Annotated in this window: 12 protein-coding genes; 4 read left to right on the top strand and 8 right to left on the bottom strand. The window is 47.1% G+C overall.

Features of this window, described 5'->3' with window-relative positions:
* Positions 1-247: 247 nt before the first annotated feature.
* Together J2736_RS29055 and J2736_RS29050 are read left to right on the top strand one after the other, a co-directional pair.
* Positions 248-892 carry an aminotransferase gene (locus J2736_RS29055; protein ID WP_310502073.1) on the top strand — a complete coding sequence of 215 codons (645 nt, stop codon included), beginning with the start codon at positions 248-250 and terminating at the stop codon, positions 890-892.
* Between the two features lie 83 nt (positions 893-975).
* Positions 976-1,650 carry a class I SAM-dependent methyltransferase gene (locus J2736_RS29050; RefSeq protein WP_310502072.1) on the top strand — a complete coding sequence of 225 codons (675 nt, stop codon included), beginning with the start codon at positions 976-978 and terminating at the stop codon, positions 1,648-1,650.
* A gap of 74 nt (positions 1,651-1,724) precedes the next feature.
* On the opposite strand, the gene J2736_RS29045 is transcribed toward J2736_RS29050, so the two are convergent.
* From J2736_RS29045 to J2736_RS29035, 3 genes are all read right to left on the bottom strand, one after another.
* Positions 1,725-3,299, bottom strand: a complete 1,575-nt coding sequence (locus tag J2736_RS29045; RefSeq protein WP_310502071.1) for a glycosyltransferase — start codon at positions 3,297-3,299, stop codon at positions 1,725-1,727.
* 179 nt (positions 3,300-3,478) lie between these two features.
* Positions 3,479-8,929, bottom strand: coding sequence for an S-layer homology domain-containing protein (locus J2736_RS29040; RefSeq protein WP_310502070.1), 5,451 nt, complete (start codon positions 8,927-8,929; stop codon positions 3,479-3,481).
* Positions 8,930-8,980: 51 nt separating this feature from the next.
* The gene (locus J2736_RS29035) at positions 8,981-10,150 is read right to left on the bottom strand and encodes a HupE/UreJ family protein (protein WP_310502069.1); all 1,170 of its coding nucleotides are present in this window, start codon (positions 10,148-10,150) and stop codon (positions 8,981-8,983) included.
* Between the two features lie 306 nt (positions 10,151-10,456).
* On the opposite strand from J2736_RS29035, the gene J2736_RS29030 reads away from it, so the two are divergent.
* Positions 10,457-12,565, top strand: a complete 2,109-nt coding sequence (locus J2736_RS29030; protein WP_310502068.1) for a helix-turn-helix transcriptional regulator — start codon at positions 10,457-10,459, stop codon at positions 12,563-12,565.
* Between the two features lie 395 nt (positions 12,566-12,960).
* On the opposite strand, the gene J2736_RS29025 is transcribed toward J2736_RS29030, so the two are convergent.
* On the bottom strand, positions 12,961-14,358 hold the full coding sequence (locus tag J2736_RS29025; RefSeq protein ID WP_310502067.1) for an ABC transporter substrate-binding protein: 1,398 nt from the start codon (positions 14,356-14,358) through the stop codon (positions 12,961-12,963).
* 79 nt (positions 14,359-14,437) lie between these two features.
* Positions 14,438-15,337, bottom strand: coding sequence for a DUF3048 domain-containing protein (locus J2736_RS29020; RefSeq protein WP_310502066.1), 900 nt, complete (start codon positions 15,335-15,337; stop codon positions 14,438-14,440).
* Between J2736_RS29020 and J2736_RS29015 the strand changes: the two genes are divergently transcribed.
* Positions 15,330-15,560, top strand: a complete 231-nt coding sequence (locus tag J2736_RS29015; RefSeq protein WP_310502065.1) for a hypothetical protein — start codon at positions 15,330-15,332, stop codon at positions 15,558-15,560. The two genes, J2736_RS29020 and J2736_RS29015, sit on opposite strands and share 8 nt — an antisense overlap.
* A gap of 123 nt (positions 15,561-15,683) precedes the next feature.
* Here the strand turns inward: J2736_RS29015 and J2736_RS29010 are convergent, their stop codons facing one another.
* The 3 genes from J2736_RS29010 to J2736_RS29000 form a co-directional block, all read right to left on the bottom strand.
* Positions 15,684-21,092 (bottom strand): fibronectin type III domain-containing protein, encoded by a 5,409-nt coding sequence (locus tag J2736_RS29010; RefSeq protein ID WP_310502064.1) that lies wholly within the window; start codon positions 21,090-21,092, stop codon positions 15,684-15,686.
* 213 nt (positions 21,093-21,305) lie between these two features.
* Positions 21,306-21,713, bottom strand: a complete 408-nt coding sequence (locus J2736_RS29005; RefSeq protein WP_310502063.1) for a rhodanese-like domain-containing protein — start codon at positions 21,711-21,713, stop codon at positions 21,306-21,308.
* Between the two features lie 27 nt (positions 21,714-21,740).
* Entirely contained in the window at positions 21,741-21,983 is a 243-nt protein-coding gene (locus tag J2736_RS29000) for a metal-sensitive transcriptional regulator (RefSeq protein WP_397341850.1), read from the bottom strand.
* Positions 21,984-21,994 lie beyond the last annotated feature (11 nt).

Below are 21,994 nucleotides of genomic sequence, written 5' to 3'. Positions count from 1 at the left end.
TTGGTACTTCTTTAAGCTCCTGTGTATCATTCGACGCGACGTGAATAATTCCTTCCTTTAGGATTGCGATTCGTTAAAATTTCTATGCGTTAATGAGGTAAACAATGACAATACCATGGCAATCGCCCTTAAAATAGGAGCATTCGCACAACAAATCCCCCTGACCCGTGACATTCGTCCATACCAAAGGTAGGCAAGTGACATATCCTGTAGGAGACAAATCTGATAAAAAGGATCGTGAATCCTAGTGACCAACCCAAGACAACAAATTATTGGTAATGGCGGAAATCGTCCTGAAGTAGTGGAAACAAGGAGCTTAACCCTTCCAGGTGAAGGCTTCGGTCAATACCCCGGCTTAGGCGGTGGCAATCCCTTTGGCGGTGGTGGCGGCGGCTTTGAAGGCGGTGGCGGCTTCTTCGGCGGTCCTCCTGCTGGCGGCAACGCCGGTGGAGGTTTGTTCGGTGGCGGTGGCGGCAATGCAGGCGGTGGTCTATTTGGCGGTGGCGGAGGCAACGCCGGTGCTGCTGGAGGTGGCGGCGGCGGTAACTTCCTAAGCAATCTCCTTGGTGGCGGCGGCGGTGGTGCTGCTGGAGGTTCCTCGAACCCGCTCAGCGGCTTAAATATGAAACAAATCTCCGGCTTCGTCGAGCGGATGGGTGGTATTGACGGCATCATCGGCACGATGGGCAAAGTTCAGAAGTTCATGTCTACCTTTCAGCAAATGGCACCGATGGTGAAGACGCTCTTTGGCTCTATCGGCAAAGGCAAGGTCGCTTCTGGCGACGTGGAGGAAGTCTTCCGTCCGAAACGCAAACGCCGTAAGAAATCCGGCACAGGCAAGAGACGCAAAGGCCGCCCTACATCCGGCACGGCTAAGCGCAAACGCAGATAACGTAACTACACAGTGAAAAAGCGGGGACCCTCCCGCTTTTTGTCTTATCGGTCCCTCATCTCAGAAACAATAGGAGCTGTCTCATGACAAAGACAAATCAATCTTCCCATCCACTATTGGATTCCCGTTTTATTACAAACTCCGATCCATCGGTTCCCCATTTCATCTATCCATTGCCCACTACCTGGTGGAGCCGCCCTTATGAATATGCCTGGTGCTCCTCTTTTGCGAATCCTACTGATACTGTGCTAGACGCTGCCTGCGGTATTTCGCATCCATTCAAATTCTATTTGGCACGGCACTGTAGAGACACTTACGCTTGTGACCTAGATCCCGCCATTGCCACCTTCGACAGCATACTGAATGAGATTAAGACCGATATCGGAGAAGATGCCGCCGAACAAATCGCAGCCGAATTTCGTATAAATCATTCCTTTATTCAAGCTAGTATTACTTCGCTTCCTTACGAGGAGAATAAGTTTGATACCATATTTTGCATTTCTGTTTTGGAGCATCTTCATCCAACTGATGCCATAGCGGCGCTATTAGAGTTCAATCGCACATTGAAAGACAATGGTAGGCTCGTACTAACACTTGACTACCCCACTGTTAATTTGCGTTATTTTCAGGAGCTCGTTGACACTACGGGGTTCGAATTTTGCGGAAGTGTAGATTATGAACAACCAACCGATGCACTAAATACTGATCTCTGGGGAGGACTTTACTGCTTCCGTGCCCTATTACAAAAGAAATCCTAGAATACCAATAAGGCGATGGCTTCCCCTTTCGAAGGGAAACGATCGCCTTATTGGTACGTAAATCTAATCCACTGCTATTCACTCCACTTCACGAGACGCGGCGCAGGGTCCAGAATGGATTCATATTGTTCCTTCCAGCCATAGCTTCCATCGGGATCAAGCCTCATGTATCGTTCGTATTTATGCGCACGAATCTCAGGCGTTGACCAACCTAGATGCTTCACACGATTGGGCAGAATGAAAGCCGGTAAGTCGAACATATTATCTGGGAACCGCCCACAATGCAAGGGCTGTTCTTTCCATTTAAAAGCAAAGTTCTTTCGATAGCGTAACAACAGCGGACGGTATACAAAATGAGCACGCCAATATTCGTCTTCGCGGTAATGCGTATCGGACCACATATCATAAAGACGAAAGCATCCGACATCTCCATCCACTTGCTGTAAAACAGACGCAATGTCAGAAGCAAAACCTTCCTCGAACTCTTCGTCCGCATCCATATTAAGGATCCATTCCGGCTCTCTGCGTATCGTTTCTTCCCACTGCTGTTTCCTTAACATGACCTCATTGTTGAAATTGGCTGTTTCATTGCGTATCAAATGCAGAGGAATGCCTTTCAGGATCTCGCGGCAAATCTCCGAACTGTTGTCACTACTTCCATCATCGATAATAACGGCTTCATCTATATACGCCCTGTGTTTGGTTAACACCTGCTCTAGGTATTTCCCAGCTTCGTTATGAACAATCATAGAAAGTGTGAGCTTGGGACGGGCTATTGTAGGGGTTGGAAAGAGAATTGTTGGAGGAACCTCTGTTTCATTCAATGGCTGCAGGGTACTTGGCGTTACATGATATCGCCGCATAAAGTCTTCTGCCCCCGGTAGATCCGTTTCCCTATATATATGAAAAGCAGGATAATGCGTATCGACGAACAAGGAAAACCCAAGTACCTGAGCACGAATACAGAAATGGCGATCTTCGCCCCAAAAGGATAAATTATTGATTTTATTAAAGTTGACACCTTTCTGTAAGGCATCTTTCCGAATGCATGTACATGCACCAAGACCGCCTACTTCGTAAACGCCTGGTTGACGAAGGCGGGCTAGGAACCTATGCTGACGCACAATCTCCTGCTCTTTGGACAGTACCTCCCTGCCAATTCGCTCAAACATGATATATTCATCGCTTACCCACACTTGAGGAAGTGGAATTGAATTTGTCTGCCAATGGGTCCAAAAGATTTCAGAAATAATGCTTTTATCCGATTCCAAGAGCTTATCTAGCGTTTCTGGACGAAGCAGTAAATCGGAATCGATCAGAAGCAGGGCATCATAATCGTTTTCTAATGCATGTTCAATGATGCGATTTTTAAATACTGCGACTTTCCATATTAATTTGTCATTCCAATGATGCGTCAATTGATCCCGATAATAATTGCCTGAAGTAGCATTTTCATGAAAAATAGTCGTTTGCTCTAGATGATCTTCTTGAAATTGACGCAACAGCTGCTTGGATTCCCCATCCGAATTATCATCAATAAAGAGATAATGAACTTCTGCCGTTGGTACGGACAATAGATGAAGTGATTGCAGAAACAATCGAAGTATGGAAGGTGCTTGGCAAACAGGACTTCCGATGAGAACACGCATTCCAGTTACCTCCCGCGGGCTATTCGGCAGCACAGGCGCCTACTTGCGCCCCCTTTGTAGTACTATCCCATCTAGTATTATTCTTCTCCGGATACAAATATGATGCCTCTCACCCTAATTCGCGTACATTATGACAAAAAGACTCCTCGTCTTTTCAGACGTAGGAGCCTTTGGACCATTTATTTCTTCAATGTTCGTAAAATGATTGCTGAAGCTTCTGCGCGCGTCGATATCCCTTGCGGTTTCAACGTGCCGTCTTGGTACCCATTCAATAACCCCTTGGAAGTCAAGACACCTACTGCCTCTTGTGCCCATTCCGAAATAGTTGAGTTATCCGTGAATTGCGTTCCTACTGTGCCTTTATCCGTCATATGAGCAGCACGTACAAGAATGACAGCCATTTGCTCGCGGGTAATCGTATCGTCCGGACCAAATGTCGTATCTGTGTACCCAGAGATGATGCCATTCGCTGCAGCTGTAGCGATAGCATCCTTAGCCCAATGGTTCGTGGTGTCGCTGAACGCTTTACCACCTTGATCGCTGAGCTTTAAGAACTTGACTACAATAGAGACGAATTCTGCTCTTGTAATGCGTCCTTCTGGTTTGAAGGTGCTATCTGGATAGCCATTAATCGCGCCTTGCCCAATTAATTCGCGAATGCTAGCCTCTGCCCAATGTCCCTTAATATCCGTCAGATTGGCTCCATCTGATCCAGGTTTACCCTCTTCTTTCGGAGTAGCAATGACAGCGAATTTCGTGAAGTGCGTAACAGATCCCGTCACAGTCCCTTTCACCTTATCCACGACAATGTTGTCTAGTTGCACCCATGTACGTGTTGTTTCATTAAACCAATATAGACTAACGTCTGATTGATTGAGATCTACTTTACTCACCTCAAAAGGCAAGGTAACTTGGATCGCTTTATTAAACTCACCCGCAGTATCTTTCAGGATCTCATATACAGCACTTACGAGTTTCGATGTTGTTGCAACAGGTAGCGATGCTGCATCTGAGAGTTTCTTCACAGTTACTTTAATCTTACTTGTAACCGCACCATCTGGAATAACGATCTGCACACCATCGAGAGTCGCAGTTCCTCCATTGACTGGAATGGTGGCTTCTGTGTTATTTGATGGAACACTAGGGCCTCCACTACCGCCGCTGGAATCGGAATCCTCCCCTAGGGTCGTGAATTTCCAGATATCCGACTGCGATCTGCCTTCGTACACATCTTCGGCAACCGTATACCATTGGTAACTTGTACTAGAAGCAAGGCCGTGCCAAACGACAGATACTTCTTGTCCACTTTTTACACCATCAACGCTTCCGATTTTCTTATCCGTGTACACGTTGACCCCGATATAGTCAGTAGCCACTCGTTTCGTTACTGGTTGCAAACCTAACTTGCCTAAATCTAGGGAAAACTCGTCCTTGCCAGGCTTCTCGATAGGATCATAGAAGTTATAATCATCTAAATACGGTGAATATGTCTTCATATTGATTTTGTCATGTGCCAAGTCGAACTGCATAAGTCTCATATAGCCAAGCCCACCCTCAGGAGCGCCTTGGTAGTCTGCTAGCATTTGAAACACTTTACGATCTTTTATTCCGTCATTATTATCGTCCATTTCATCAATTTTTAATTGAGCATCATGATAATGGCCAGAAAGAGCAGCAATAACGTTCTTATTCGGTATAATGACGCGTTCGAACACTTTTTCCGCCATCGGCGCGCGGTTATTGGAAACGAGCATGAATTCGTGGAAGTTCAGAATGGCCTTCCGGTTCGGGAATTCTTTTAAAACCCCATTAATCCAATCAATCTCTTTGTCCCCGTAACCCCAACCCATGTAAATGATAATAAAATCATTACCGTTCGAGGAAACAAGATCATAATGTCCCCGATTGTTATCATAGGATTCGCCATATGTAGTCTGATTTTTAAAACGATCTTCCCCGAACCATTTGGAATAGTAGCTATAATCGTTGTCTTGATGGCCTACGTCGTGGTTACCTGCCAATACACCATAGGGAATGCCGGCCTTTTCCAAGACTTTCATATCCTTATCGGCTTCTACCCATTGATACTCTTGATCTGCATTATCAACGATGTCACCGGTGTGGATGACATATTTAATCTTATTATCTTCTTTGTGATCTGCAATCCACTTCACCATTTGCTGATAGATATGTGGGTAGCCTTTGGAATAATACTGCGTATCGGACATCCATACAAAAGAGAAATCATAATCTGTTGTCTCTGCCGGTTGATTATTTTGAACGACGGCAATCTGATCCTGGACCATCACCTGAATCTTACCCTTGTTCGCGTAATCCCCAGCTGCTACAACAGCCTTCAATTCAAAATTCGTCTCACCGGTAGCAATAACCGTCTTCAGTGGACTCCAAGATTGCTTGCTAGGACTCCAGGCATACAAGGTAACTTTGCGACCGTCTAGTGACTTCCCTTTCCAGTTAATTTCCACCTTATCTGAGCTTTGAATCGCTGGATCGAGTGAAACCTCAAACCGTTGATACGGAAATTTTTCATCTGAATCATCAATTAGGTAATTCCCATCAACCTTACTTACTTTCTCATAATCTTCTGGGGCAAAAGGTTTCTCTCCATCCGGCTTCTCCTGCTTAGGAGGCTCAGTATCGGCTGCATTGCGGTAGCCAGTGAACTGCCCTGGGGTGCTTGCATCGTATTTGAAACCGCCATAGAAGGATACCTTCATGTCGTCATTCATCGGGTCTGATACTTGTACCTTTAGTTCCGTATCGCTATTCATACCCGCCGCGCCTTGCGTTGGTGAAACGAGAACAGGCTGCGCTGGATTTTCATTCGGTACCTCGAAGTTAATGGTCTTCTCGGAGACGTTCCCGACTTTATCCGTCGCTTTCACTTTGAATACATGCTTACCACCTGGAAGCTGTGCTGAGGACGTTGCTAACGGTAAAGTGATCGGTTGCTTGTCCAGAGTGGCCTCAACCTTCTCTACTTGAGCTAGTTCATCGTTTACGATCGCATCCAGAGTAAAGGGACCACGGTACGTTTTGCCATCCTCAATAGAAGGTGCGATAGTTGGCGCAGAGTTATCCACAATGACTTTAGCGGTAAACGAACCTGCAATCGCATTGCTGACTGTAATCTGATGTTCCCCATCATTCGTCGTTGGTGTTTTCCACTCATAAGCCTTGGAAGCTAATAGCCCCGCCGGTACAGTGAAATTGAAATCGACAACGGGTGCTTTATTGGAAGAATCCCCCATGCCAATTACTTTGGACGGAACATTATATTTGGGATCATAAATAATCGTACCATCGTCAAATACGAGACGAACATTTTTCACATCGAAATTATCTTTATTCTCCAGTTCATTGGTATCAAAAGGCGAAGCCTTCGAACCCGCTCTGATGGAGAATATATTGCTGCCTTCCATCAAACGGTCCGCGCTAATCGGCGTCGATAACGTGGTGTAACTATCTACCGTGTCTTGAAACGTATAGAGAATATCTTTCCCTTGGGTAACAGCATTCTTGAAATAGTAATTTACACCTGTGACTTCAAATGCGAAGTACGCATTATGTTCAACAGCATGGTACGTAGAACTTGATACATCTTTCCCATCAATCGCAAGCTTTAGATCATCAGCGCCAAGTCCTTGACCTGTCCCTTTAACCACTTTCGAACCAGCAACAATGTCACCGTCCTTGAAATTTAAGCGCAGAGCTGAGTGATCAGAACCACCCGTTATGGCAATGCGCTTCGTGGCTGTTGTCGTCTCATTTTGTCCATCGGAAGAAACAAAGTAGTAATCTACATAAGCATTACCGATGAGTTCTGGTGAGAAAATGGTGTTGTGGTACAACGTATCTGCGAAGCTTTCTTTTAAAAGCTTTTTGGTAAACGTCGACTGCTTTTCTGTTTTGTAGTAGAGTGCTGCAGTCTTAAGAGATGTTTCATCCTTGAAATCGGCGATCATTTCGAGATCGTTGGATTGTTCAATGCTGATCTCTTTCGTCAAATCGGTGATAACCGGCTTGATCGTATCTGGTGTCAAGATGACCGTCTGAACGGGTACTTGAAGCGGATCTACGGTTCCCGGCGTTCCCAGTGCAACAGTAGTGCTGTATTTGGTCATTGTGCTCTTGCCGTCACGCGGATACTTATAGAGGATCCCCATATTTAAACCGGAATCGCCAGCTACGTAATTGGCGGATGATACTTCGATACCCGTGTTCGTAGCCACAATAATGCCTCTACTAGCGCTATTTGCCATGCCATCATTGCGAATGCGTACCAAATTCGTACCTTCTACCAAACCGGTCGTATTGTAATTTTTATTGAAGTCAGCCGCAGTCTTATTCACATTCGAAGCATTAATTACCCAGAAGACAAGCGTCCCCTTAGACGGAATGACGATGTCTTCCTTGTCTGCTGGCCAAATGAGATCCGGCGTCGCGGTACCCGTATAGCGATAGAGCAATTGATAGTCTTTATAATTAACAGGTTTATCCGAGTTGTTATAAACTTCAATAAATTCATATTCGTCCGTTGTGCCAGTAGAATCAGGCACAAGCTCCGTGATGAGAAGCGGTGGCACCTTCGTAAAATCCGTTGGTTGGAGAGCCACGTTCGCACTATAAACATTCGATCGAACCGTACTAAAGCCGTCATCCGCTTGAATGTAATAATTCAACGGGGTGTCGGTAAGTTTGTCTTTAGGTATAGTCGCTTGATACTGCGTATTTCCTAGTACTGTCATAGGTACCGAATCGTACCAGGTTTGAGGACCCGTTTTATAATACACAGCTGCAGACACAGATTCATTCTGCTCAGGGTTTGCTATTTGGGTTAGCAAAGTTAAATCCACTCTCTGATCCGCTTGCGTAACCGGTGTGTGGTTAATAACCGGCGGCTCCGAATACATCCGTGGAATCGTTGGAACTTGAGTGGTATCCAGAACGCCTGGTGTAGCAGCATATTCTCCTACAGAATACATGGCCATATTCTTCGTACCATCTGATGGATAGCGATAGAAAATACCTTTGTCCGGTTTCGCAACCCCGCTTACGGCGCTTGTCTGGTAGCTTGCAATTGAGATATCCGTACCAGTTTTCTCTTGAATAACAAGGCCTCTTGCACTCGTATTGGCCATGCCATCATTGCCAGCCACACTGTAAAGATTCACATATTCTTTCAGATTCGTACCGAAGTTCGTATTGAAATCAGCCACCGTCTTAGTGCCATTTTGCGTATTTGTTACCCATAAGGTAATCGTGGATTGCGCAGGGATTTTCATGGTGGCATACGGGGTTGTATCATTGTGCATTCCTGGCCAAACGGTATCCACTCCTGCATTGCGATAGACCAAGTTATAATCCTTAAAATCTATCTCCTTATTTGAATTGTTGTACACTTCAATGAATTCATAAGCATCGGCACCGCCCACATTAGCGGTATCAGGCACAAGCTCCGTAATCAACAGCTTCGGTACCTTCGAATAATCCACCGCGCTCACTTGAACGCCGTTGTCCGCTGCAACCGCCATAGGCGCCAGCATGCCGAACATCATTCCGAATACGGTTACCCCGGAAACCAATCTTTTTAAACCTTTTTTATACACGTAGTAACGCCCTCTCCTTATAAAATGGTCCAAACTTCCTACTGCTATCTATTACAAAAGAACACGCTCAATCAACCAGTACAGCCCGAATACGCCAACGATGCCGGAAGCATACATATTCCAATTAATTTTTAGCGGTATACGGCGAATTAATAAGAGCGCAGGAATCAGAACGCCTACGACAACAAGCTGACCAATTTCGACGCCTAAGTTGAAAGAGAACAAAGGCAACGCCATATGTCCAGACAGTGTTCCTCTCAGCACTTCTGCGAATCCGAAGCCGTGCACCAAGCCAAATAACATCGTAACGACGACGCGTGCACTCTCTTTCTTCTTCCATATGTTTTCAGCTGCTACATATACAATGCTTAGGGCAATCAAGGGCTCCACGATGGTAGGTGAGAGATAAGCGATCTCCAAGGAGGACAATACAAGCGTTATGCAATGTCCCACTGTGAATGCCGTGATCAGCTTAACGATTTTCCATACCCTTTGTTCGGCTGCAAGCAGCAGGCCAAATAGGAACAGCATGTGATCAAGACCTGACCAGATATGCTCCATGCCCATGAGGACGTAGGTCTTTAGCGTATTTTGCCAGGATCCAGTTGCATTGGAAGACACTTCATTGACTGGCTTGGTTGTTGATGCTGATGCTGTCGCTGATGCATTAACTGGATTCCCCGCAGCCGCTCCTGGCCCTTGAATCTGCACAATATAATTCTGGCTGCCCAGCACCTGCTCGATGGTCTGTCCACCGACTTGAATGGTCGCATAGTTGCTATGATTCGGATCAACCCCGCTGTACCAGAAGAAATTATACTGCATGAGATAACGCTTCACGGTGGCAGCAAATGTATAGCGAATGTCAATGCCTATCATATCTAAACTGGCACGCTTCTCATGTTTGGCTGCCACAATGATCGCTGTTCCAACCTTGCCATCGCCAGTAACGATGATCCCATCATCGACCAGCTTGCCGATTGCCCCTAAGGAACCGGCTAATTGCTTATCACTGATCTTGTCGCCACCGTCTGCCTTATCGGGGAAGATTTGAAGAAAATCATGCTCCAATAAGGAGAGATGGTACGTCATCGTATCTGAACCTACTTGGATATCCGAATAACCACTCGAAGTGAAATGCGCCCCTGCCGAACTTGCTGCTGTAAGAGATATCATGACAGTTAAAGCGAAAGCGATGATGCTTTTTCTAATGTTCCACACATTCCTTTTCCCCTCATCCTTCATTTGCACATACGCATGATGAAACTTTGCTGATGACTCCTTTCTCTAAGCCTCGTTGCTACATGCTCATCATATCCAGCCGTCTGCGCCTTGCCTATGTACATGATTTTCGTTCTTGCTCGATTGTTACGATTTTTCTTTTAAGCTTTTATAAAGCTGAAAATACATAAAAGCGCCCAGCTTCCAATAAAAAGCCCATACCCTTCCCCACCGTTTTCATCTACAATTAAGGTAGATAACTCGCGGAAGCACGACAGCGGAGCATTTAGAAGGAGCCTGCGGCTTATGAAACTTTTCTCTACACAGCAATCACTATTTCGAACGATCCTAGCTAGTTTTATGATCTTAATTCTCATCTTCTGTTCGTTTAATCTCTTGATTTTTTGGCTCGTCAAAAAGCACCTCCGCAGCGAGATGATGGCACAGAATCGTCTCACACTGCAGAAAGTGGCTGAGCGTTATCAATTTCAATTAGATAAAGTACGAGAGGCTTTATACAAGCAATTTACAGATAAGAATGTCATTACACTTAACAATCAAGTGATTTTGAAGAGAGATAGCGAGACACTGTCTACGCGACCCATTGTGTTGAGCTTGCAAAGCATCGCAAGTGATTCGGAGTTATATGTGGATAACATCATCCTCATGTTCCGATCCTCGGATCTGACGCTAAGTAAGCTGGGTCCCGGCAGCACGCTTGATTTATTCAGCAGCATCTACCAAAGTACGCCCTATCCGCTCTCCTACTGGCAATCACAGTTTGAGCGTAGTGACAATTATGTGCTTCATCCGGGAACTGTATTTGGGAGCCCTACGCCATCTGGTGAATCGGCAGGAAGACTATTAATTCCTTATTCCATTAAACCAGCGCTAGCCGACAATATGATGATTGCAATGATCGACGCCAATCGCTTGCGTGATGCGGTTCTTAAGGAAAATCCCGATTTGGACATCACGATATTGGGCCCTAACCAAACGGTCCTTTATGAAACGCACCAGGATACACGCCAGCTCCCTGAACCCGTTGATATTGCTTATCAAGGTGAAGACGGTTTGCGTTATGTCATGAAGATAACGAGTCCCAAAATCCTTCGTCTGGATACTCTCATGATCATTCTGTTAGGGGTATCTATTGCCATCGCCTACATCGTCGCTTTATTTTTCAGTAGACGTATTCATAAGCCCGTCCGACAACTAATTCAAGAAAAAGGTGAAATACAGCAGGAACTGCAGGATCAACAATCCGAGTTAATCAACTATCATTTCATGAATAAGCTAAAAAATATCCATCCAGATCCCGATGAATGGCAGCATATTCAAGGCACCGAGGGGACTTACACCATTGTGCTGTATGAGCTGCGCTTCCGCTCGCCTGCATTCACCCAAGTCCCCATGAGCAGAGAACACATTTCGCTTACGATCGGCGAGCAGCTCAAACGTCTAACCGATGAGCGGTTTCCGGATGCCCATACACTGCAAATGGAACATCATCAGTTCCTAACGGTATTCCCTGGTAATGAACGCGAACGCATCCTGCATATGCTCGAAGAAGTAAAGCTCGTTCTAGACGAGGATCTCCGGTATTGTCTAGTGACGGCCGCCATCAGTTCGGCGTTTGAGCATTCGATGCAGTTCGGACATGCCTACCGACAAGTTAATGAATTAGCTGCTAATGCCCGGTTACGTGAAGAAACACAGATCGTCGTTGATTATCGTTCAGATCGCGCTGCGTATTTGCTTACCCTTACCCAAGAGCAAGAACTGACAACAGCGCTGAAATCAGGCAAAGAACAGGAAACGCTGGACCTCTTCCTTCCTTGGCTGGATGAGCTTGACCTGAAGGAAGCCTCTGTGGATATGTTTAAGCACATGGTGCTTGCTGTAACTGATAAAGCCAAAATGGTGCTTGAGCATTACAAGGTTCTTACAGATGATACCTTGCAGCTGAGATCCATCCTGCTTCAATTAGAGGAATGCTGTACGTTGGACGAGTATAAACGAAGCTTCGAAGCTTATTTCCGTATCGTCACTCACCTCATCCGTGAGAAGAAAGAGACGTATGATCCCATCATTGATCATGTGCTTAACGTCATTAAAGATCAGTACGCCGAGGATCTTTCACTCGATGTTCTGGCTGATCAACTAACACTGAGCAGTTCCTATCTCTCGACGTATATCAAAGAGAAAACCGGCGCTAATTTCATGGAGCATTTGCACGATCGACGCGTGGGTTACGCGCAAGAGCTACTGATCCAAACCGACTCGAATATCCAAGATATTGGAATTCAAGTCGGCTACCGCAACATCTCTTCCTTTAATCGCATGTTCAAGAACCGCACAGGCTCTTCCCCTGGTGAATACCGCAGGACACATTTGCTGGATAAAAGAGCATGAAAAGACCCTGAGGCTTGCCTCAGGGTCTTTTGTGTAGCGTAAATGTAGCTGAGCGGGGCGGGGCGGGTGCAATGGAGGCGGGGTTGGTGCTGGCAGTGCGGCGGATTCCATGCCCTAAGTCGAATTTTTCGACTTAGGGGGCGGCAGTGCGGCCGTTTCGCCGCTCTAAGTCGATTTTTTCCACTTAGGGAGCTGCAGGACGGCGCATTCCACGCTGTAAGTCGATTTTTTCGACTTAGGGGGCGGCAGTGCGGCCGTTTCGCCGCTGTAAGTCGAATTTTTCGACTTACGGCACACCAATTCGCCGGTTCCCACGCCCTAAGTCGATTTCTTCGACTTAGGGGACTCCATTCCGCCGGATTCCATGCGCCAATCCCCCCCCCCGCCCCTCTACTTCATTTCAACGCCTTATTATAAACGTCAATTTTGGCGTTGATCTCTAACGTCGCTGCATCGAGTGCTTCCTGTGGCGATTTTTGCCCGCTTAGCGCTTGCCCAATGGCGTTATCCGTCAGCTTCCTTGCTTCGGGGTAGACCCCTAGGACACCGCCTTGTGTCGCTAGATTTCGCTTTGCGGCGTTATGCTGATCAATCGCTGTCTTGAATTGGGGGAACTGCTTCATGTTTTCCTGCACGATCGGCAGCTCATAAGCCTTCTCTGTAATCGGAAAATAGCCTGTATTTACATGGAAGAAAGCCTGCTGCTCTGGCTCAGACAAATACTTCATGAAGGCCCAAGCCGCTTGCTGCTCTGCATCCGACTTACTGTTCATGATCCAGTTGCTCGCTCCACTGACCACCACACCGCCGCCTTCATCGGTTGGCTTAGGAAAGAAGCCTGTTCCGACTTCGAACTTACCGTCCACGGAATGAAGGATATCTCGCAGCGCAGCCGTTGTATCGAAGATCATCGCGACCTTGCCTTCGGCGAACACTTTTTTGAATTCGTCGCTCTTAGTCGCCGAGTACATCGCCGCTTTGCTGTCGACTAACTCTTTCCACCAAGTCAGCGCCTTAACGCCAGCTTCACCGTTCAACTGCCACTCCGTTGCTCTTCCATCGCGCCCGTTACCAACATTCACAAGCTCCGCACCTTGATTGGCAATGAGCTGTTCCATGTACCAACTATGTGAGCCGAAATAGGCGCCGGACACGCCGTCTTTGGTTAGCTTTTTCGCCGTTTGTGCGAGATCCGTATAAAGAACCGGCGGTTTATCTGGGTTTAGCCCTGCAGCCTTGAATAGATCTTTATTGTAATAAAGAATCGGATTGGAAGTGTTAAAAGGCATCGAATACAACGTATTCTCCACCCGATAATAATTGAGTATGGCTTTGTCCATTCGCGAGACATCATACTTCTCCTGATCCACGAAAGTCTCAATCGGCGTGACCGCCTTGGAATCAATCATGTACCGCGTCCCGATATCGTACACCTGAATCATGGTAGGTCCCAATTTGGAACCGATGGATGCTTTCAATTTGGTTAAACTATCGAAGTAGGAGCCTTGATAGACAGCCTCCACCTTAATATCCTTATGCGCAGCATTAAAGTTCGTTACGAGCATGTCCAACACTTGACCATTCTCGCCGCTCATAGAGTGCCACCAGACTACTTTCTTAACCTCATTAACCAATGGTTCGGCTTCAGCGGCTGATGCTGCATCCCCTACCTCTGTGCCTTTTGCTACTTCTCCCTGCCCCCACACCGAATACACGCCAAGAAGACCGAATAGCAGCACAATGAAGATGAAATAAGCGGGTATCGAAATCTTACGTTGAAAAATCTTCATCATATCCCTCCTATGACTAGTAATCATAGGATCTCAATGTTTCCCTGCGATTAAGGGAATGTAAAGGGATTGTAAAACCTGACTATTCCACCTTCAGCTTCGTCCCCTCTGGTACAATCTGCACCCACGTGTTGCCCGGCAGCAGCGGCACTTCCTTGCCATCATTGGCGTAGGCGCGTAGCATGCCGTTTTTGCGTTCCCACGTGATCGCTTGGGACATGCCTTCTTGGAAGATCATGCCCTTGTTCGGTCCGAACACATCCACAATTCGGCGACCCTCTTTGTCGATAATCTGATGCTTGCTCTCTAAAATAAGCAGATTCTTGGTCTGCAGTTGCTTGCCGGTTTCCTTGTCGTTATGAGGCTTCCCTTCCATGGAACGCATGTAGACACCAGCCGCAGCATCATAATCATACGAAGCGAAATACCCCATGAGGTATGGAATCTGTATGTAATGAGCGGCTGCTCCCGCGAGTTTGACAGCTCCTGGCTTTGCAAAAGTGAGCAAAGGCCCGTTCCACTCCGTACGGAACTTGCGCGCGTCGGCACCTTTTTTCATTTTATCCACAGAGGTATATAAATTGTGCGGTGCCTTCCGATCCGTGGAACGCCAATAGTAGGCGCCGTCGCCGTACACTTCATCGAGATGGGCCAGATTACGGCCTGCCATCATATCCATCGCATCCTGGCTCCAGCCAGCATGTACAATAATGGCATCCAGCGCATCGCCGATCTCCACAAAATAAGGCCGAATGCTGCGCACAGGACCGATCGCTCCAGCCGCATGGCTCTGGAACACTGAGACGAATCTAGTAATCTCGCCCTCGGCTAGGATCTCATAGACGATGTCGGCCTGATCGAGGCCGGTTTGCGGCCGCGCTTGCGGGGCATTTTCGACCATGACCATATAGGGACGTGTCTTCACCTCATGATCGGCAGGCAGACCGGTTAACGGAAACTTGAAAGGAAGCTGCGTGTCCACCGTGGATGTGGCAGGCAGCGTAGCTGGCGATGTTGTGGCTGAAGACGTCACAGGGACGGATTCCGGTGTCGTTGTAGATATCACAGAAGTTGCATCACTGCAACCTGCAAGGGTCAGGACAGAACATCCAAGTACGAGCCATGTGCTAAGGGTTCTTTTTGGGATTAACGGCAAAACTTTCAAAGGGGCTGCACCTCTTCTCTCGTGGACTATCGATCTTTGAGAAGTATATGCTAGATAGTTAAGGAATAGAAGTTAGCAGAGTCACTTGAGTCCATCTATATGTAACATTACCCTTCCAAATAAAAACTGAACCTACGCCTCAGCGTGGTCCAGTTTCCCTTTGTCACATTTGAAAATTTACGGCCAAGTTGGACGAGGTATTCGCTACTGTTTCCTTGTACACGCCACCATAGGACATACCGAACGTATAGACGCCAGGCAGTAGTTCCTTGTGAATCTCACCGCCAACCGTACTGCCGAAGGTCCGCCAACTCCCTGCATAATAACTAGCGGAACCACCATCCAGCGGACTGCCCAGACTATCTTTTAACTGTACGTTCACATTAACCGTCTGGAAGGCGACCACAGGGTCCGTTCCTACATTTTGCACGCTCTCCTTATACGTTCCTTCGTAAGTCATCGCAAACGTATACGAGCCTGGCAGCAATTCCTTGCGAACTTCCCCGCCAGCGATATTCCCGAAGGTCCGCCAACTCCCTGCATAATAACTCGCCGCCCCACTCGTAAGCGGATTGCCGAGACTATCCTTCAACTGCAGCTTCACATTCACGGTCTGGAAGGCGACCACGGGATCTGTTCCTGTGTTTTGCACTTTCTCCGTATACGTTCCTTCGTAGGTCATGGCGAACGTATACGCTTTATCCGGCAACGACTTGCTTACGATTCCAGCAGCATTCGTGACGCCGAACTCTTTCCATCCCCCATCATAGTAGGATACGACTCCACCACTGATGGCATTTCCGTTGCTGTCTTTCAATTGAACGCTTACCGCATCAGGATCTACCTCAGGGGCTGAATCCTGCAACACGATTTTACCGTATTGACTTACGTTTTTCGTACCGCCAATCCCACTAGCCCACTCCAAATATCCGAGTCGACCGTTGCCATTGTTATTATTGACAAGCAGCGAGACAAAGATTGGTTTCGTCGTATCCAGATTGTAAGGATATAATTCTGACCACGCAATATGAACCTTGTAGGTTTTCTTGCCGCTCTGGGAACTGTCGACGAGCATGCTGCCGTGCTGAACGAACTGACCGGCAGGCGTCCAGTTGGATGGCAAATCCCCTCCAATATACGGCACAGTCCCCTTGTAGATGACAGGACCGTTAGCCGTCAATGCAGCTTGGAATTCCACTTGGGCCCCGACCATGCCAACTCCTGACGTATCAAGACCAAATTGAATACTGTCACCGATATAATAATTACCGTAGGAATTGTTGGGTACGAAGCTGGCATCCGTTACCTCTATCACGAGATCGAGTCCATCATTGGCCGCCCCCACTGCAGCTCGAGCTGCAAACCCTGCGGGTTGTTCAGGAGTCAAACTTTTAAACTCCCAGTTTTCGGTAATCCAATGAATATCCGAGCTCAAAGCTCCTGTGGTTCGGTCGAACAAATTGCTCTTACTCCCAGCAGCGATGGGAATATTGGTGTTTTGTTCGGCTCTTTCATAGTCAGATAATAGGACGTCTTGCGTTGACGTCAATCCAGCAAGATAAGCGGCATTCACGTTGCGGATGTAATACATTTTGTTCGGTTTCACTTGCAGTGTAGGAGCTGCTGCCTCTGTACCGCCGATCCAATCGCGAACTACGGTGTTGCTTGTAAAAGCACTAGCAAGCGCTGGAGCGATTGCACCCGCATTCGCATCCTCAGACCATACGACGAGGATCGGCGATCCTTCACTTTCAAAATAGACAGCTTTCTGGTTTCCACTTAGCGCATACTCGCCTTTGTAGACAATATCATTCCCCAGTGTCTCGATGAATCGATGCATGACCACAGAACCGAGCCTTGGTTCAAGCTTCGGTTTCTTGCGGAATAATCCAGAAGATTCCATAGTCCAACCTTCGGCATTGGCGAATGGGATGTTTTCGATTTCAATATTATTCACCATGTCAAAATAGGCAATTTGTTCGACCCCATTCTTCATCTGGTACATATAGTCGTAAAGCATCTTTCTTGCAAGTACAGGCTCAGGTTGGATAGTTGTTGTTTCCGAAGCATTAACGAGTCCTGCATGGCTCTCGGAAGACACCCAAGGCTTCGAAGGTACATTGTATCTTTGATCATAGGCCTGGTACTCTTTAGGATCGGGCAGCTTCCCATGAAGCGCCAACTTATCATAATAGTTCGCTCCGCCAAGACGCAGCAGCTCATTATAAAAAGGCAAGTATCGATGGCCGCCCATGCCTCCGATCCAAATTTCAGAATTCGGTTGAACACTTTTAATCGTCTCATATCCAGTACGCAGCAATTCCACGAACTTCTCCGGTGTATCCTGCCAGAAAATGCTTCTGTCCTTTAAATGAGGTTCATTCCATACTTCCCATTTGGTAATTCGATCGCCATATCGCGCGACAAGTGCCCTTAGAAAATTAGCAAAATCATTCATGTCGGTTGGGGCATAAGCCGCATACCCAGGTACACCGATATATACGTATGTATCTTCTGGGTGCGAAGACGCCCACTGCGGTGTAAACACAATGTTGCCAATGATGTCCATGCCGGTACTTTGCAATTTATTGACATGTGCATCAAGCATTTCCCATTTAAACACACCACGACTCGGTTCAATGGCCATGTTCGTATCGTTGAACTGTCCTCCCCATGGGATTGTATGAATTCTGGCAAAGTCAAAACCAATTAAATCTGCGAGTTCTACTGCTCTTAAATCACTAAAACCATTACTGAATCCAAACAGTGGATTACGATCCGCTTTGCTTATGGACTGACTTTCTACGACAGCTACGGACGTTCGATTACGTACAAATTCTGCTGCCGTTCGTTTCGGGCTAGACATAATGCGGTACGATTGTTGTAGAGGAAACGTTCCCGTAATCCCTTGTTTCGTATAGTCAAAAGCGATTTCGTAGTATCCTTCGTGACTAGGTGTCCAACTCCAACCCGTTGTTAGTAATGTTACTCGATCTACTGTTGCTTGCCCAACAACTTGATTATCTGTATCATAAACCGTCCCCGTCAACGTTTGCACAGAAGTGGGCAGTTGATCTTGGATACCCTTAAACACCACGTTTTGGCCGATCCTCCACCAGTTTGCATAAGCTTCTGCCTTCAGTGGGAAATATTCCACGGACTGCATACTGGCGTCGTCGTAATACAGTGTTCCTGCATACGTACCACTTGTTGATTTGGTTGTCGCTACATTTAACTGAATTTGATTCGTTCCTGCTGGAAATTGACTATTATCTAATGTAAAGGAAATATCTGTCCATACCGTGCTGCTCAAAGTTGGCGTGTTAGCCTCATCTATCTTGAGGAACGTACCATCCTTAAAATAGCTGATGAATACCCATGCGCCATTCCCTGCGTAATCCCCTGATTTCTTGGCTTTTACTGAAAACTTAATGGTTTGCATACCGCTGTCAATCGGGAGGATTTTGGATGAAAACCCTGCGGCTCCGGTACTTGTCGCGTTGATATATACCGCGCTCGTGCCGCTATTGACCGTTGCCGAGGTACTACCCATATCGACTCCGCTTGCCCCGCTCCAGTAAGAAGTGTTCCAACTCACAGGAACAAGTTTCGTTCCACTTGTTTTCGTTTCTTCAAAACCTGGATTCGCTAAATCATAATAGCTCGAGGTAATGACATTGGCTACATTACTCGCAGGAGAAGGATTGCCCGAACCATCCCTCGCTTTCACCGTAAACGCATATCCACTATAGGCTTCGAGTCCTGTAACCGTATAGGTCACCCCGGTGACGGTTGCTACTAGCTTCGTACCATCGTTAATCTCGTAGCCTGTTACGCCCCCATTGTCGGTTGACGGGTTCCAGGTGAGCGTGACACTCTTCATCTTAATGTCGGATGCCGTTAAGTTAGTTGGTGCTGTCGGCGGCTGAGTATCGTTAGTCACGAAAGCCTGGCTTGCTGGGGAAATATTCCCCGCCGCATCGACGGCCTTCACCGTAAACGTATAACTATTTGTCGCGATTAAGCCACTTGCGGTAAAGGTTAAACCTGTCACAGTCCCCACCAAAACCGTGTCTTCATAAATATTGTAACCCGTCACCCCGATATTATCGGTCGAGGCGTTCCAAGCCAAATCAACACTTCCTGCCGTCTGACCTACGGCGTGGAGATTCGTTGGCGCGCTAGGTGCTGCCGTGTCTGGGATTAATTCGATTGCAGCGTCATCATAATACAGCGTGCCTTGCTGGCTAGCACTGCCGCCACGCAGCGTCGCTAGATTCAACTGCAAGTTATTCGTGCCTGCTGGCAGGGTAGCCGTATTCAGAGTCACCGAAATCTCTCTCCACTCACTGCTGCTCAGCGCCACACTTGGCGCAACCATGGTGCCAAGAAAGGAACCATTTTTCGCATAACTGAAGAAAACCCACGCATCATTGCCGACATAATCGGCCGACTTCTTGACCTTCACCGTCGCTTTGATTTGCATGTTATTGTCAATCGTCATTGTCTTGGATACCCAACCTGCGGCTCCTGCATCCACTGCATTGATATACAGGGCATTAGTTCCGCTGTTGGCCTCAAGCATCGTTACCCCTGTATCCACCGGCGTCGTTCGCGACCATAAGTTCGAATTCCAATTGACAGGAACAAGCTTATTTCCACTTGGCGTCGTTATCTCAAACCCAGGATTGGCGATGCTTAATTCAATCGGCGTGGTCAAACTTACAGCATTACTGGCCACAGACAGATTGCCCGCCGTATCCTTCGCTTTTACAGTAAACGTATAACTGGCGCCTGAATTGAGAGCGCTTACGGTATACGATAACCCTGTCGTAGATCCAATCAGCGTTGTACCATTGTAGACATCGTACCCCTGGACGCCAACGTTATCTGTTGAAGCATTCCATGTCAGGTTAGCACTCGTCGCTGTTTGGCTCGTAATGGCAAGATTCGTTGGAGCTGTTGGCGCCACCGTATCCAGCAGTTCCATCGTGACATCATCATAATAGAGTGTCCCGGCGTTGCTTACAGTGCCTGCTTTCGATGTCGCTAAGTTCAACCAGAGCATATTCGTTCCCACTGGAAACTGATTGCTGTTGACGGTTAACGTGATCTCTGTCCAATCTGTACTGCTTACGGTGGTCATATTCGATGAGGTTATTCCCAGGAAACTACCACTATTTCCATAGCTGATGAACACCCATGGGTTATTGCCGGCGTAATCCCCCGATTTCTTCACTTTCACGGTAGTTTTAATGGTTTGCGGACTGCTGTCGACCGGAATCGCTTTGGATACCCAACCAGCCGCTCCCGCATCCGTTGCAGAGATAGAGAGTGACTTTGCCCCGTTGTTATAAACCGCTGTCGTTACACTCGTATCCACCGGCGTCGTTCTATTCCATAGCCCTGTCGTCCAATTCGTCGGTATCAGTTTCGATTGATTCATTGTTGTTTCTTCGAACCCTGGATTAACCACATTAATAAAGCTTGCTGCCTGAACACGCGCTGACATCGTTGGAAACATTGCAACCAACATGGTGCAAAGTAACAGCCATACGACGGTCTTCCTCATAAATAAATCCCCTCCTCAATTTCATTTGGACTCTCAAAAGCACTTACCAAGATTTCACTTCCCTTTATTGATGGATTACATGGATAATTATAAGTTGACTGAAGTGGCCAAAGATATGAGACGATTTATACTTGGTTATCCGATTTTATCTTTTTTGATAAAAAAAAGCCGTCAACGCATTGATCGTTGACAGCTTTGCCCTACGCTATTCTTTTACGCTCCACCACTGCTTTGCTGTGTTACACTACCCTTCCACGCCATCATACCGCCCTTCAAGTGGGATAGCTCACTAAACCCATTTCTCCGCAGTATTCTCGCCGCCTGCTTGCTCCGCATGCCGCTTCGGCAGTAGAGATACACTGGACGATCCTTCGGGATCTCGGCTAGTCTGCGGTTCATCGTGGACAAGGGCATATTCACCGCGCCTGGAATGTAACCCTGCTTCAATTCACCCGGCTCACGCACATCAATAAGAACATGCTTGTCCTTGTCCACTGCCATAGCCTCCTGAAATTGCTCGGAAGATAGATTGCGCAGCCCTTTGACACCGGCGAACCTAGAATAGAAGAAAAACACGATAAACCCAAGTGCCACAATATTGAAAATCATCGTACTATCCATGTGAGGCCTCTTTTCCGGAAGGTGTCCTTATCTGCTTTTGACTAACAATTCCACAGCTTGCTTCACGATCTTGCTCGAGTCTCTGCCCGCTTCCTGCTCCTCTTTGATACAGTTCTCCAAGTTGACAGCGACAATCGTCGCGATCGCTTTATCGGCAGCGCTGCGAACCGCAGAGATTTGGCTCACAACATCTTTACAATCCTGCTCTTCCTCCATCATCCGCAAAATACCACGAATTTGGCCCTCCATGCGCTTTAGCCTTTTTTTCATATCATCATCGT

The organism is Paenibacillus qinlingensis (assembly GCF_031455095.1).
Lineage (GTDB): Bacteria > Bacillota > Bacilli > Paenibacillales > NBRC-103111 > Paenibacillus_E > Paenibacillus_E qinlingensis_A.
Note: the sequence above shows the minus strand (reverse complement) of the source record. Positions and strands in the feature narration are given on the sequence as shown.